A 13,564-nucleotide genomic window follows, 5' to 3' on the forward strand; every position below is an offset into this window, starting at 1 on the left:
GGTGTTCCCTTCAGACGAGCGCGGGTGCGCCGGCGGTGTACTGGTTGACGGGGCGCGGGAGGCCGTAGCGCTCCCGCAGGGTCTGTCGCGGTCCGTACTCCGTGCGGAGCAGGCCGCGGGCGCGCAGGACCGGGACGACGTGGTCGACGAAGGCGTCGAGACCGGAGGGCAGGACCGCGGGCATGATGTTGAAGCCGTCGGCGGCGCCCTGGGTGAACCACGTCTCGAGCTTGTCGGCGACCTGCTCGGGCGTACCGGCGAAGGTGAGGTGGCCACGGCCGCCGCCCAGCCGTCCGATCAGCTGCCGGACGGTGAGACGTTCGCGCCGGGCCAGCTCCACCACGAGCGTGTAGCGGCTCTTCGCGCCCTCGATCGCGCTCTCCGGCGGCAGCTCGGAGGGCAGTGGGGCGTCGAGTTCGAGGGTGCCCGGCGGCAGGCGCAGCAGGCCCTCCAGGTGGGCCACCCCGTGCCGGTGCACGATGTGTTCCTCCAGCACCCGCTCCGCGGCACGCGCCTCGGCCTCCGTGGAGCCGACGACCGGGACGATGCCGGGCAGCACCTTGAGCCCGTCGGGATCGCGTCCGGCCGCCGCGGTGCGGGACTTGAGGTCGGCGTAGAAGGCCTGCGCGTCCTGGAGGGTCTGCTGGGCGGTGAACACCGCCTCCGCGTACCGGGCCGCGAACCGCTTGCCGTCCTCGGAGGAGCCCGCCTGCACGAGCAGCGGGTAACCCTGCGGGGTGCGGGGCACGTTGAGGGCGCCCTCGACGCTGAAGTACCTCCCCCGGTGCCGGGGCGGATGGATCTTGGCGGCGTCGCCCCAGATTCCGGCCGCCTTGTCGGCGACGACCGCGTCGTCCTCCCAGCTGTCCCACAGCTTGAGGGCCACGTCGAGGAACTCGGCGGCGCGCGCGTACCGCTCGGCATGGGCGGGCTCCGCGTCCAGGCCGAAGTTGCGGGCCGCCTCGGCGCCGGCGGTGGTGACGATGTTCCAGCCCGCCCGGCCGTCGCTGATGAGATCCAGGGACGCGAACTTGCGGGCCAGGTTGTAGGGGGAGTTGTAGGAGGTGGAGGCGGTGGCGATCAGACCGATGTGCCGGGTCGCCGTCGCCAGCGCGGTCAGCAGGGTGAGCGGCTCCAGGGCGCCCGAGGGCCGCTGGCCCACGCTGTTCCACAACTGGGGTCCGTCGGCCAGGAACAGCGAGTCGAAGGTGCCGCGCTCGGCGGTCCGCGCCAGCCGGACGTAGTGCTCCAGCCGGACATGGGCGTGCGGGTCGCTCTCGGGCAGCCGCCAGGACGCCTCGTGGTGGCCGGTGTTCATCAGGAACGCGTTCAGGTGCAGTTGCCGGGTCATGCGAGGTCCTCCGTCACGCCCAGGGCGGCGAGCAGCCGCTCCCGGTACTCGCCGAGCAGCGGGTCCCGGTAGGAGCGCGGGTGCGGGCGGTCGATGGTCAGGTCGAGGCCGATGCGGCCCCGGTCGAGGACGAGCACGCGGTCGGCGAGCACGATCGCCTCGTCCACGTCGTGGGTGACGAGCAGCACGGACGGCCGGTGGCGCTCCCACAGTTCGCGCAACAGGTGGTGCATCCTGATCCGGGTCAGCGCGTCCAGCGCGCCGAACGGCTCGTCGGCGAGCAGCAGTTCGGGCTCCCTGACCAGGGAGCGGGCGAGTGCGGCCCGCTGCGCCTCGCCGCCGGACAGCTCGCTCGGCCAGGCCCGCTCACGGCCGGCCAGCCCCACCTCGGCGAGCGCCGCCCGCCCCTTGTCCGTACCGTCCGTCCCCAGCAGTACGTTGTCCAGCACCCGGCGCCAGGGCAGCAGCCGCGAGTCCTGGAAGACCACGGACACCCGCTCGGGCGCCGCGAGTTCCCCGCTCCCGGTGACCTCGTGGTCCAGGCCCGCGACGGCCCGCAGCAGGGTCGACTTGCCGGATCCGCTGTGCCCGAGGAGGGCGACGAACTGCCCGGCGGGGATGTCCAGGTCGATGCCGTCGAGGACGGTACGCCCGTCGAAGGACCGGGTCAGGCCCCGCAGCCGTACGGCGGGACGGGTCAGTTGCTCAGTGTGCGGCGCCACGACAGCACCCTCCGTTCGACGAGACGGACCGCGCTGTCGGAGACCAGGCCGAAGACTCCGTAGATCAGCAGACCGACGAGGATGACGTCCGACTGGCCGTAGTTCTGGGCCTGGAACATCAGGTAGCCGAGGCCGCTGGTGGCGTTGATCTGCTCCAGGACCACCAGGCCCAGCCAGGAGCCGGTCACACCGAGCCGCAGTCCCACGAAGAACCCGGGCAGCGCACCGGGGATCACGATCTCCCGGACGAACCGCAGCCTGGACAGGCCCTGCACCTCGGCGAGTTCGACGAAACGGTGGTCGATGCCGGACAGCGCGGCATGGGTGTTCAGGTAGATCGGGATGTAGACGACGATCGCGATGATCGCGATCTTGAAGGTCTCGCCGATGCCCAGCCACAGGATGAACAGCGGGATCAGACCGAGGACCGGGATCGCCCGGTTGAGCTGCACGGTCCCGTCGATCAGCGCCTCCCCGGTCCGGCTGAGCCCGGACGCGAGCGCGAGCACCATGCCGGCTGTCAGACCGAACGCGAAGCCGTACGCCGCGCGTTCGAGGGAGGTGAGGACATCGGTGGGCAGGGTCCCCTCGGTCCACAGCCGGACCCCGGTGTCCAGCACGGTCCAGGGCGCCGGGACCGCGGCCGTGTCCAGCCGGCCCGCGGCGGAGGCCCCGGCCCACAGGGCGAGCAGCAGGAGCGGCCCGGCCAGCCGGGCGGCGGGCAGGCGTTTTCCGGGAGCCAGGCCCCGGCGTCGCCGCCGCGGCTGCTCCGTGGCCACGGCGGCGGGGGCGGCCGTGTCCAGGGTGGTGACGGTCATGGCGGTCAGCTCCGGTACTCGGCGGGTACGGACTTCGCGGCGATGCCCTCGAAGCGGTGGTCGAAGAGGGAGGAGACGTCGAACTTCTTCACGAAGCCGCCCTCCGCGAGCAGATCGGCGGTCTCCTGCTCCCAGGCGATCGCCTCGTCCCAGCTCGGCGGGAACAGCGGCTTGTTGGCGAGCGCGGTGATCGCCCGCGCCTGGGCGAGGGTCAGGTTCTGCGTCTTGACGTAGAACTCCTCGTTCCAGCGGCCGGGGTTCTCGTACTGCCACACCTGGCCCTTCGCCCACTGCGGGATGTACGCGGCGACCGCGGCCGCCTTCGCCCGGTCGGCGAGCACCGACGCGGGCGCCCACAGCAGGTTGAGCAGGTCGACGACGTCGGTGGTGATCGAACGGGCGCCCTTGGACCCGTACTGCTGGAGGTAGGCCGGCGCCTGGCTGTTGGCGAGCGGGGCGACGTCGACCTGGCCGGACTGCAGCGCGGTCAGGAACTGGTTGCTGGTCAGCGGGACCAGCGTCACGTCGTCGTACTTCAGGCCCGCCTTCTTCAGCGCCCGCAGCAGCACGACACCCTGCGCCTGCCCCTGCGAGAACGCCAGCTTCTTCCCCCTGAAGTCGGCGACCGTGTGAATGTCACTGCCGGGTTTGGTGGCGAAGAGATAGTTCGGCTTGCGGGTGACGTCGATCGCGACGATCTTCGCGTCATAACCCTGGTAATACGCCTGGATCGGCGGGATGCCCGCGTTGTTCGCCACGTCCAGGGATTTCGCCCGGAAGGCGTTGATGACATCGGGACCGGCCCCGATGTTCACCCAGCTCGACACCGTGAAAGGCAGTTCGGGCAGTTTCGCGAGATCGAACTGCAACTGCTGCACGTTCTGGTACGAGGCGATCTTCAGGCTGGTGCCGGCCGGCACCCGGTCGGCGAGCGGGGCCGTGGCGGCGCCCTTGTCGGTGGCGGCCGCGCTGGTCTCGGCGCAGCCGCTGAGCCCGGCGACACCGGCGGCCGCACCGAGCAGCGAGGCGAGAAACACCCGACGGTCATAGGACGAAGGCATGGGAGTACCCCTCAGGGGAAAGCGTCGAAAAGGTGCGTACGGAATTCCCGGCACGGCGGTGCCGTGACGGGGAATCCGCGTGAGAAAGTCAGCCGGGAAAAGGCTGCGAAGACAGCGGGAAGGGTGCGCTCCCGGCGCACCGGGGCGTCAGCAACAGAAAGTGCGACAGCTCATGCGAACATCGTCCTGTCCGGTCGGGAAGCCTGTCAACATTCGGAGTTTCTGAATTAATTCGATTCGGACGACGCGGTGAGCGGATCCCGGTAGAGGACGTCCAGGGCCACCGCACCGCCCGCCACGGCCAGGACGAGGTCCCGGAAACCGGTGGGCGCGACGCACCCCGCCCGCTCCGCCCCCACCTCGTCCCGCAGCGCGTCGAGACAGTCCTGCCGGAACAGCACGCCCAGCTCGGTGACGACGACCCGCTCCGGGTTGAGGACGTCAAGCAGCAGCCCCGCGGCCCGCCCCGTCATCCGCGCCCGTTCCCGCAGCAGCCGGACCGCCACCGGGTTCCCGGCGTCCGCCGCGGCCAGCACCCGCATCGGGTTGCCCCCGCCGACGACCCCCGCCTGCCGGGCCCGCCGGCACAGCGTCCGCTCGCTCAACTCGGCCTGGAGGCAGCCGGTCCGGCCGCAGTAGCACGGCTCGGTGCCGCCGGCCAGCGGCAGATGCGCGACGGATCCCGCCTGGGAACGGGGACCGTGGTGCACCTCGTCGTGCGTGGCGAACGCCGCGTCGACCACGTTCCCCGCGAACAGATGCAGCACGCTGCGGCTGCCGCGCGCCTGCCCGAACAGGCGCTCCGCGTTGACCAACGCCCGCGCGTGGCCGTCCACATGGACCGGCAGCCCGGTGCGCGCCGCGAGGACCTCCCGCACCGGCACCTCGCGCCAGCCGAGCAGCGGATGCTCGACGACGGTGCCGGAGTCCCGGTCCACCCAGCCGCCGACGGCCACCCCGACACCCAGCGGCCGGCTGTCGGCCGCCCCGGCCAGCAGCGCCGCCAGCCCCTCGGCCGCCCGCGCCAGCACCTCGTACGGCTCGGTGCCGCGGTGCTTCAGCTCACGGCGCTCCAGCACCCGCCCGCGCAGATCGAGCAGCGCGACCGTGGTGAACGGCACCGCCACATGCACCCCGCCCACCACGAACCGGGAGTCGTCCAGGTCGAGGGGCACGTGCGGGCGTCCCGCGCCCTTGGCGCGTCCGGGCGCGGCGGCCTCGCGGACGAGCCCGATCCCGGCGAGCCGGGCCACATGGTCGGTCACCGACGCCGGGGACAGTCCGGTCAGCCGGGCGATGGTGCTGCGCGCGACCGGCCCGTGCTCCAGCACCGACCGCAGCACGACACTGGCACTCGTACGACGCCGGTCGCTGTCCGCGACGCGGGGCACCAGCGACGGCGCCGACGTGCGGGCGGCCGGGGTGCGGGAGGCCGACGCGCGGGCCGCCGGGGTGCGGGCGGCCGCGGTACGCGGCAGGGAGAGGGGGGCGGGTAGGGGAGTGGGCGTGGGCATGAGGCATCTCCTCGGGAGCCGGTCCGACACTGCGCCGTCTGCTGACGTGAGGCGCGCCGGATCGCTCCGCCCGCCTCACCCGCCGAGGCGACAGGTGGCCGTGCCCTGGCGTCGCAGGTCGACATAGCGACGCGACGAGAAGTACCGGGCCTGAGCAACCATGCGGTCGAAGCTAGCAAAACGGCGGACCCCTGCCCAGACGGCGACCGACGGGCGAGACGGCCCCCACGGCACGCGTCGACGGCGTTGGTGAATCCCTACAGAAACCCGCCGTACCGCTTTCCGTTGCCCATGCCACCCGACCTCAGTGACCGGCATCACGCCGGAGCGTGCGTAGCCGACGGTCTTTGTCCGAAGCCCACCAAGGCCTTGATCCTCCCTTTGTCGACCACTGACGGTGATCACGCCACGACCGCTGGGATAGCGTCACGGTGTCCCTCGCCGCCCAGCCTCCGCGGAGTCCCCATGAGCACCGCTGCCGCCACTGCCACCGCCCGGCCCGGACAGGTCCTCGCCGACCTGCTCCCCGCGTCCCGCGTCCGGGACATCGCCCTCGTGCTCGGCGGCGCCGCGCTCACCGGCCTCGCGGCCCAGCTCTCGGTCCCGGTCCCGGGCTCCCCGGTGCCGGTGACCGGCCAGACCTTCGCCGCCCTGCTGGTGGGCACCTCCCTCGGCGCGGGCCGCGGCTTCCTCGCCCTCGCCCTGTACGCGGTGGCGGGCGTCGCCGGTGTGCCGTGGTTCGCCGAGGGCACCTCGGGCGGCGCCGCACCGTCCTTCGGCTACATCCTGGGCATGCTGCTCGCGTCCGCCGCCGTGGGCGCGCTGGCCCGCCGCGGCGCCGACCGCTCCGTGCTGCGCATGGCGGGCACGATGCTGCTCGGCGAGGCGATCATCTACGCCGTCGGCGTTCCCTACCTGGCCCTGGCCACCGGAATGTCCGCCACCGCCGCGATCGCGGCCGGTCTCACCCCGTTCCTGATCGGCGACGCGCTGAAGGCCGCGCTGGCGATGGGCGCGCTGCCCGCCGCCTGGAAGATCGCCAAGCGCTGACGCCACGGGGTCTGTCCGACAGACCCCGGCACCCGCGCAAGCGGGAGCGGAAGAGGTTCGCCGGGTCGCACTGCGACAGCACTCCGGCGAACCTCTTCGTCGTTCCCGGGGCGGGCTCGAGGCCCGCCGGGCTCAGGCCTGCCGGGCCCGCGGTGGCCGCTGCGACCACCACAGCCCCGCCGCGCCCGCCAGGACCAGCGCCGCACCGGCCGCGCCCAGCGGCAGGACGTCACGTCCGACGCCGGTCTTGGGCAGCTCGTCGCCGCCCGGCGCCACCGGCTGGTTGTCGGTGCCGAGCAGCAGCGGGGTGGCAGGGGCGTTCGGCGACGGGTTGGACGTGCCGAACGGGACCGGCCCCTGCTGCCAGAAGGTCTTCTTCCCGTCGGCGGTCTGAACCGGCAGGCAGATCTTCCCGGTCTTGCTCAGGTCGTACGTCGCGGAGACGTCGTACGACTTCGACTTGCCCGCCGCGAGATCGCCGACGGCGCAACTGAAACCGCTGTTCGAACCGGACGGCAGATCCTTTTTCGCGATCGCCGAGCAGCCCTGGACATCCGTGACTTCGAGGCCGTCGAAACCGACCACCAAAAGCCTGATGTCGCCGCTGTTCTTGGTTCCCTCGTTTTTCACCGTGGCTTTGATCGCCGTCTTCTTCGAGTCGTTGTCGACCGAGATCTTCTCCGGCAGCAGCGTGGTCAGTTTCACGCCCGCCGGTGCCTCGTCAACGGCCTTTCCCCCCTTGTCGCTACCCGGTCCCTGGTCATCGGCGGCGGCCGTGAACGGAAGGATCATCACGGCCGAAAAAGATGCCGTGACCAGCGATCCCGCAATGGCCTTCATTCGACGAGAACTCATGTTCGTCCCCCTTGCGTCCCCCTGGACTGCGCCTGAATCCGCAGTACTTGAAGAGGTACCACAAGATTTCTCCGCACTATGCTGGTACGGCAGCAAGTGTGACTATTGCGTGTCAGGGGAGACCGGGCGGACTGCCGAAGAGGGGGGTGCGGCGGAAGTGCAGGGAAAATCGGGAGACTTGGGGAATCCGGGAAACCCGGGCGATGCGGGAGGCGAGGGGGGTGCGGGAAACCCGCGGAGCGGCGGAGTTCCGGGGCTGCTGGTGACGGGACGTTATCGGCTGGTCGAGAGTATCGGGCAGGGCGGAATGGGGCGGGTGTGGCGAGCCGTCGACGAAATTCTCGACCGACTGGTCGCCGTCAAGGAAATGCGCATCGACGGACTCGACGCGGAGGACACCCGCACCCGTCGCGAACGCACCCTGCGCGAGGCACGGGCGACGGCCCGGATCGACCATCCCCACGTCGTGCGGGTGTACGACGTGGTGGACGAGGGCGAACGCCTGTGGATCGTGATGGAACTGGTGGCCGGCCGCTCCCTGGAGCGGGCCATCGCGGAGGACGGACCGCTGAGCCCGGGGGAGACGGCCCGTATCGGCCTCGGCCTGGTGGCGGCGCTGCGGCAGGTGCACGCCGGGGGTGTCCTGCACCGTGACATCAAACCCGGCAACGTCCTGGTGGAGAGCGGCGGTCGGCGCGTCGTCCTGACGGACTTCGGCATCGCCGCGATCCAGGACGCCAAGGCGCTCACCATGGTCGGCATGCTGGTCGGTTCCCCCGACTACATGGCCCCCGAGCGGATCTCCGGCCGTCACCAGGGCCCGCCGTCCGACGTGTGGTCCCTGGGCGCGACCCTCTGCGCGGCGCTGGGCGGCCGTTCCCCCTTCTCCCGCGGCACGACCCTGGCGACACTGCACGCGGTCCTCTACGAGGAGCCCGAACTCCCCGCCTCGGCCGGTCCGTTGCGTGCTCTGCTGGCCGCGCTGCTGGAGAAGGAGCCGGCGGTACGGCCGTCCCTGGAGGACGTGGAATCGGCCCTGCGGCCGATCGCGTTCCCGGAGCCGACCCCGACGCTGGCGGTCGGCGGCGTGCCGGGGCAGTCCGTCGCCTTCGCGGCGGCGCAGCCCGACGTCACAACCGACGCCACGTCCCCCACCGAGCCGCAGCGCTCGAACGAGCCCGCCCCACCGGCGGCGCGCGGGCCGGAACCGCAGGCGCCGGGGGAGACCGGGCCGGGGGAGACCGGGTCGGCGGCGGTGATGGGGGGCGAGTCGGCGGCGGTGGTGAGCGGTTCCGCCCCTGGGGCCGCCGCAGAACCCGCGCCCGTACCCGCGTCCGCGGTCCCGGCACGGGCCCTCTCCGCCCCCGGGACGCCACCCGTCCCCTCGCCCGAGCCCGAGGCGCCCTCGACGGCGCCTCAGGGCCTGACTCCGGCCGCCGGGGGCCTGAATCCGGCGGCCCAGGAACCGGCTACGGCAGCCCAGGAACCGGCTCCGGAAGTCCAGGACGCAGCTGTGGCTGACACGGATCCGGCGCTCGGCCCCCGGGACTCGGCCCTGGCCGCCCGGGGTCCGGCCTCGGGTCCTCGGGACGCGGTTCCGGCTGCTGGGGAGGACCCGGCCCTTGGCTCTGAGGGGTCGGCCCTTGGCGCTCAGGACTCGGCCCTGGCCGCCCGGGGTCCATCCCCAGACCCCCAGGATCCGGCCCCGACCGCAAGGGACCTGCCCCCGGTCGCCCAGGATCCGGCCCCGACTGCGGACCTGCCCCCGGTCGCCCAGGATCCGGCCGCGACCGCAAGGGACCTGCCCCCGGTCGCCCAGGACTCGGTCCCGCCTGGACAGGATCCGGCCTCCGGGGGTCGGGACACCGGCCCCGGCGTCGAGTCGCCCACCAGGGTCCTGCCCCGGCTGCCGGGGGCGTCGTCCACCCCGGTCTTCGTGGACGGCACCCGGGTGCCGGGCATCCGTGATCCGAGGCAGCCCGCTCCCGCCGCCGAAACCGTCTTCGAGGCGCGTTCGGAAGCCTGGTCGGAGGCGCGTTCGGAGGCGCGTTCGGAGGTGCGCTCCGAGACCTCCTCCAGCAACGCGGGCAACAGCGGCAACGCCCGCAGCACCGGCGATCCAGACCGTACGGCCGGCGCAGGCGTCACGGGTCCCGCCGGTGCCGCCGGCCGCACTCCGGAGACCGGACCGCGCGCCGCCATGCCGTCCTCCCCGGCGAGGGCCCGGCGCCGTACGGCCGTCCTGGCCGCCGCCGGTGCCGTGGCCGCCACGGGCGCGGTCGTCGCGGTGGTGCTGGCGATGTCGTCCTCCCCGCCCGGGGGAACCCGTGCGGGCGGCTCCTCGCCGAAGGCCTCCGCGTCCGCCACGGCTCCGACCGGCGGCACCCCCTCGCCCACGGTCGAGGGCACCTTCCGGCCGCCCAGCCTGCCGCCGGGCGCGCACCAGGAGGCCGGCGGCTTCGCGTGGGTGACGCCCAAGGGCTGGCGGCGGGACGTGAAGACGGGCGCGGAGGTGCACTACACCTCGCCCGACGGCACCCAGGAGCTGGTGGCCAAGTCCTCGCTGGCCCGGGGCGATCTGATGGACACCTGGCGGACCTCGGAGCAGAACGCCCACCAGGGCCAGGGCTATCGCAAGATCCGTCTGGACGAGACGACGTTCCGCGGCAACCCGGCGGTCGTCTGGGAGTACACGTTCACCCTGAAGGGCGTCCAGTGGTACGCCAGACTGCTGGGCTTCGACGCGGCCGGTAAGTCGTACCAGATCAACACCTGGTACCAGCCGCGGATCGAGAGCCGGGCCGTGCGGACCTACAACCAGGTCAAGGACGGCTTCACGCTGCTGCGAACCGGCGAACCGGCGAACCGGCGAACCGGCGAACCGGCGAACCGGCGGACCGGCGGACCGGCGGACCGGCGGACCGGCGGACTGGCGGACCGACGGACCCGTGGGCCGCGGAACGCGGAAGGGGAGGGAACCCGCGGGTTCCCTCCCCTTCCGTTCACACCCGGCGTCCGGGCCGCGGGCCTCAGCCCACCGGCACCTCGTCGGCCGCGGCCGCGTCCGCGGCCTCGACCGCGGCGGTCCGGCCGCCGCGGACCTTCTCCTTCACCAGGGCGATCACGATCACGACCGCCGCGACCCCCAGGGACAGCAGCACGGTCGTACGCCCGCTGCTCTCTCCCTCGGTGTCGGTCAGCATGTAGCCGAGCACGAAGACGATCAGCGCGGCCGTGGCCCAGGTCAGGTACGGGTACAGCCACATCTTCACGACGAGCTTCTCCGGCGCCTCGGCCTTGATGATCTTCCGCATGCGCAGCTGCGAGAAGCAGATCACCAGCCAGACGAACAGGGCGACCGCACCGGAGGAGTTGACGAGGAAGAGGAAGACCGAGTCCGGGAACTTGTAGTTGAAGAACACCGCGACGAAGCCGAAGACGACGGAGGCGATGATCGCGGCCCGCGGCACACCGCGGGACGTGGTCCGCGCGAAGGCCCTGGGCGCGTCGCCGCGCTGGCCCAGCGAGAAGGCCATGCGGGAGGCCGTGTACAGACCGGAGTTGAGGCAGGACAGCACCGAGGTCAGCACGATGAAGTTCATGATCTGACCGGCGTGCGCGATACCGAGGGAGTCGAGGGCGGCGACGTACGAGCCCTTCTCCTTGATCGACGGGTCGTTCCACGGCAGCAGCGAGACGACCACGAGGATCGAGCCGAGGTAGAAGACGCCGATCCGCCAGATGATGCTGTTGGTGGACTTCGTGACGGCGCGCTGCGGGTTCTCCGACTCGCCCGCGGCCAGGGTGGCGATCTCGCTGCCCATGAAGGAGAAGACGACGAGCAGCACACCCGTGAGGATGGCGCCCGGACCGTGGGGCAGGAATCCGCCGTGCTCGGTCAGGTTCCCGAGGCCGGCCTTGTCGCTGTGGACGCCGGGCAGCACGCCGAATATGGCGAGCGCGCCGACGACGATGAACGCGCCGATGGCGACGACCTTGATCCCGGCGAACCAGAACTCGAACTCGCCGTAGGAGCTGACGGAGACCAGGTTGGTGGCGGTCAGCACCGCCATCACGATCAGCGCCCAGCCCCACTGGGGGACGCCGGGTATCCACGACTCCAGGATCTTGGCGCCGGCGGTGGCCTCCACGGCCAGCACGACGACCCAGAAGAACCAGTAGAGCCAGCCGATGGAGAACCCGGCCCAGCGGCCGAGCGCCCGGTCGGCGTGCGCGGAGAAGGACCCGGAGGTCGGGTTGGCCGCGGACATCTCGCCGAGCATCCGCATCACCAGCACGACGAGCGTGCCGACGAGCGCGTACGACAGGAGGATGCCCGGGCCCGCGGTGGCGATGCCGGAACTCGAGCCTACGAAGAGGCCGGCGCCGATGACGCCGCCGATGGCGATCATCGAGAGGTGTCGGTTCTTGAGACCGGCGTGGAGAGAGGAACCGGGGTCGCCGGGTTCTCCGTGGCCGCTTCCGGCCTTCGGCAGGGTCGACTGCGAAGTCATGGGAGGGATTTCCTTTGCGCCACTCGAGGGGCTCCCGCACGAGCGGTGTACGGGACGGTCCAGCGAAACGGAGGGTTACGAATCCTGGAACCTTTGATTCCGGATCGTACGTCGGAAGAACCTAAGGTTCTGTAGCCCCGGTCACACCCGTCCGTCGCGCACCCAACGCTGCTGCCCCGCAACGCCCGTGTCACACTCGATCCATGCGCGTGTATCTCGGCTCCGACCATGCGGGCTTCGAACTCAAGAACCACCTCGTCGAATGGCTCAAGGAGGCGGGACACGAGCCCGTCGACTGCGGCCCCCACATCTACGACGCCCAGGACGACTACCCGCCCTTCTGCCTGCGTGCCGCGGAGCGCACGGCCGCGGACCCCGAGGCGCTGGGCATCGTCATCGGCGGCTCCGGCAACGGCGAGCAGATCGCCGCGAACAAGGTGAAGGGCGTGCGTGCGGCCCTCGCCTGGAGCGAGGAGACCGCGTCCCTCGGCCGCCAGCACAACAACGCGAACGTCGTCGCCGTGGGCGCGCGGATGCACAGCCAGGAGGAGGCGACGAAGTTCGTCGAGACCTTCCTCGGCACGCCGTTCTCCGGTGACGAGCGCCACATCCGCCGTATCGACATGCTCTCCGGCTACGAGACCACGGGCGACCTCCCGCCGATCCCGGCGCACCACCCGCAGCAGTAGCGGCAGACGCCCGGCCCCGGGGGCGACGGCCCCGGGGTCCACAGGGCTCCACCGGTCGGGAGACCGGTACCGGTGTACGGGTGGGAAAGGACGACAGGACGTGCCAGAGGGGCACACGATTCACCGGCTCGCGCAGGACTACGCCGCCGCCTTCGCGGCCCGTGCCACGCGGGTCACCAGCCCTCAGGGCAGGTTCGGCGAGGCGGCAGCCCTTCTCGACGGCGCCGTCCTGCGCGCCGCCGACGCCCACGGCAAGCACCTCTTCCTCGGCTTCCGCGACAGCGAGGACGCCGACTGGGTCCACATCCACCTCGGCCTCTTCGGCAAGGTCGACTTCGGCGACGCCCCCGCGCCGCCGCCCACGGACACCGTCCGGCTGCGCGTCGCCAACGACACCGCGTACGTCGACCTGCGCGGCCCCACCACCTGCGCGCTGATCACCCGCGCCGAGAAGCAGGCGATACACGACCGCCTCGGCCCCGACCCGCTGCGCACCGACGCCGACCCGGCCGCCGCGTACGCCCGCGTGCGCCGTAGCCGTACGACGATCGCCGCGCTCCTCATGGACCAGAAGGTCATCGCCGGGGTGGGCAACGTCTACCGCGCCGAGGTCCTCTTCCGGCACCACATCGACCCCTACCGGGCGGGCCGGGACATCACCCCCGCCGAGTGGGACGCGATCTGGGGCGACCTGGTCGGGCTCATGCGCGAGGGCGTCCGCAACAACCGCATCGACACCGTCCGCCCGCAGCACACCCCGGAGGCGATGGGCCGTCCGCCCCGCGTCGACGACCACGGCGGCGAGGTCTACGTCTACCGCCGCGCCCGGCTGCCCTGCCACCTGTGCGGCGACGGGATCCGCACCGCCGACCTCGCCGCCCGCAACCTCTTCTGGTGCCCGACCTGCCAGCGGACCTGACCCGGCGAACCCGCGCCATCCGATCCGCCGGACCCGCGTCACCTGGCCCGGCGGACCCGCGCCATCCGATC

The 13,564-nt window shown here is 72.1% G+C and carries 10 protein-coding genes and 1 pseudogene; 4 read left to right on the plus strand and 7 right to left on the minus strand.

All coding sequences use genetic code 11. The features are described from left to right. Window positions 1-10: 10 nt before the first annotated feature. From ACZ7OY_RS02010 to ACZ7OY_RS02030, 5 genes are all read right to left on the minus strand, one after another. On the minus strand, window positions 11-1,351 hold the full coding sequence (locus ACZ7OY_RS02010; RefSeq protein ID WP_471909591.1) for an LLM class flavin-dependent oxidoreductase: 1,341 nt from the start codon (window positions 1,349-1,351) through the stop codon (window positions 11-13). After that, window positions 1,348-2,073, minus strand: coding sequence for an ABC transporter ATP-binding protein (locus ACZ7OY_RS02015; RefSeq protein ID WP_471909592.1), 726 nt, complete (start codon window positions 2,071-2,073; stop codon window positions 1,348-1,350). The genes ACZ7OY_RS02010 and ACZ7OY_RS02015 overlap by 4 nt, the downstream gene beginning before the upstream one ends. Further along, complete coding sequence (locus ACZ7OY_RS02020) at window positions 2,049-2,891, minus strand: ABC transporter permease (protein WP_471909593.1); 843 nt, start codon at window positions 2,889-2,891, stop codon at window positions 2,049-2,051. Before ACZ7OY_RS02020 ends, ACZ7OY_RS02015 begins: the two co-directional genes overlap by 25 nt. Window positions 2,892-2,896: 5 nt before the next feature. Further along, window positions 2,897-3,952: an ABC transporter substrate-binding protein gene (locus tag ACZ7OY_RS02025; protein ID WP_471909594.1), complete on the minus strand. Its 1,056-nt coding sequence runs from the start codon at window positions 3,950-3,952 to the stop codon at window positions 2,897-2,899. Between the two features lie 227 nt (window positions 3,953-4,179). Beyond that, a complete protein-coding gene (locus ACZ7OY_RS02030) occupies window positions 4,180-5,466 on the minus strand; it encodes an ROK family protein (RefSeq protein ID WP_471909595.1) in 1,287 nt (428 codons plus the stop codon). A gap of 465 nt (window positions 5,467-5,931) precedes the next feature. Between ACZ7OY_RS02030 and ACZ7OY_RS02035 the strand changes: the two genes are divergently transcribed. Continuing rightward, the gene (locus ACZ7OY_RS02035; protein WP_471909596.1) at window positions 5,932-6,516 is read left to right on the plus strand and encodes a biotin transporter BioY; all 585 of its coding nucleotides are present in this window, start codon (window positions 5,932-5,934) and stop codon (window positions 6,514-6,516) included. 132 nt (window positions 6,517-6,648) lie between these two features. On the opposite strand, the gene ACZ7OY_RS02040 is transcribed toward ACZ7OY_RS02035, so the two are convergent. Continuing rightward, window positions 6,649-7,371, minus strand: a complete 723-nt coding sequence (locus ACZ7OY_RS02040) for an LPXTG cell wall anchor domain-containing protein (protein WP_471910354.1) — start codon at window positions 7,369-7,371, stop codon at window positions 6,649-6,651. Between the two features lie 307 nt (window positions 7,372-7,678). On the opposite strand from ACZ7OY_RS02040, the pseudogene ACZ7OY_RS02045 reads away from it, so the two are divergent. Continuing rightward, a pseudogene (locus tag ACZ7OY_RS02045) lies at window positions 7,679-10,216 on the plus strand (serine/threonine-protein kinase); the annotation flags it as partial. 184 nt (window positions 10,217-10,400) lie between these two features. On the opposite strand, the gene ACZ7OY_RS02050 reads toward ACZ7OY_RS02045, so the two are convergent. Continuing rightward, complete coding sequence (locus ACZ7OY_RS02050; protein WP_471909597.1) at window positions 10,401-11,885, minus strand: amino acid permease; 1,485 nt, start codon at window positions 11,883-11,885, stop codon at window positions 10,401-10,403. Window positions 11,886-12,088: 203 nt separating this feature from the next. Between ACZ7OY_RS02050 and ACZ7OY_RS02055 the strand changes: the two genes are divergently transcribed. Both ACZ7OY_RS02055 and ACZ7OY_RS02060 read left to right on the plus strand, forming a co-directional pair. Then, window positions 12,089-12,574: a ribose-5-phosphate isomerase gene (locus ACZ7OY_RS02055; protein ID WP_152894684.1), complete on the plus strand. Its 486-nt coding sequence runs from the start codon at window positions 12,089-12,091 to the stop codon at window positions 12,572-12,574. 100 nt (window positions 12,575-12,674) lie between these two features. Then, window positions 12,675-13,493, plus strand: a complete 819-nt coding sequence (locus tag ACZ7OY_RS02060) for an Fpg/Nei family DNA glycosylase (RefSeq protein ID WP_471909598.1) — start codon at window positions 12,675-12,677, stop codon at window positions 13,491-13,493. Window positions 13,494-13,564 lie beyond the last annotated feature (71 nt).

The sequence above is a fragment of the Streptomyces sp. NPDC107559 genome (genome assembly GCF_055657365.1).

Bases quoted from the DNA above. Each gene is read 5' to 3' on its own strand.
- ACZ7OY_RS02010 (WP_471909591.1), bottom strand. From the start codon at position 1,351: ATGACCCGGCAACTGCACCTGAACGCGTTCCTGATGAACACCGGCCAC.
- ACZ7OY_RS02020 (WP_471909593.1), bottom strand. From the start codon at position 2,891: ATGACCGTCACCACCCTGGACACGGCCGCCCCCGCCGCCGTGGCCACG.
- ACZ7OY_RS02025 (WP_471909594.1), bottom strand. From the start codon at position 3,952: ATGCCTTCGTCCTATGACCGTCGGGTGTTTCTCGCCTCGCTGCTCGGT.
- ACZ7OY_RS02030 (WP_471909595.1), bottom strand. From the start codon at position 5,466: ATGCCCACGCCCACTCCCCTACCCGCCCCCCTCTCCCTGCCGCGTACC.
- ACZ7OY_RS02035 (WP_471909596.1), top strand. From the start codon at position 5,932: ATGAGCACCGCTGCCGCCACTGCCACCGCCCGGCCCGGACAGGTCCTC.
- ACZ7OY_RS02040 (WP_471910354.1), bottom strand. From the start codon at position 7,371: ATGAGTTCTCGTCGAATGAAGGCCATTGCGGGATCGCTGGTCACGGCA.
- ACZ7OY_RS02050 (WP_471909597.1), bottom strand. From the start codon at position 11,885: ATGACTTCGCAGTCGACCCTGCCGAAGGCCGGAAGCGGCCACGGAGAA.
- ACZ7OY_RS02055 (WP_152894684.1), top strand. From the start codon at position 12,089: ATGCGCGTGTATCTCGGCTCCGACCATGCGGGCTTCGAACTCAAGAAC.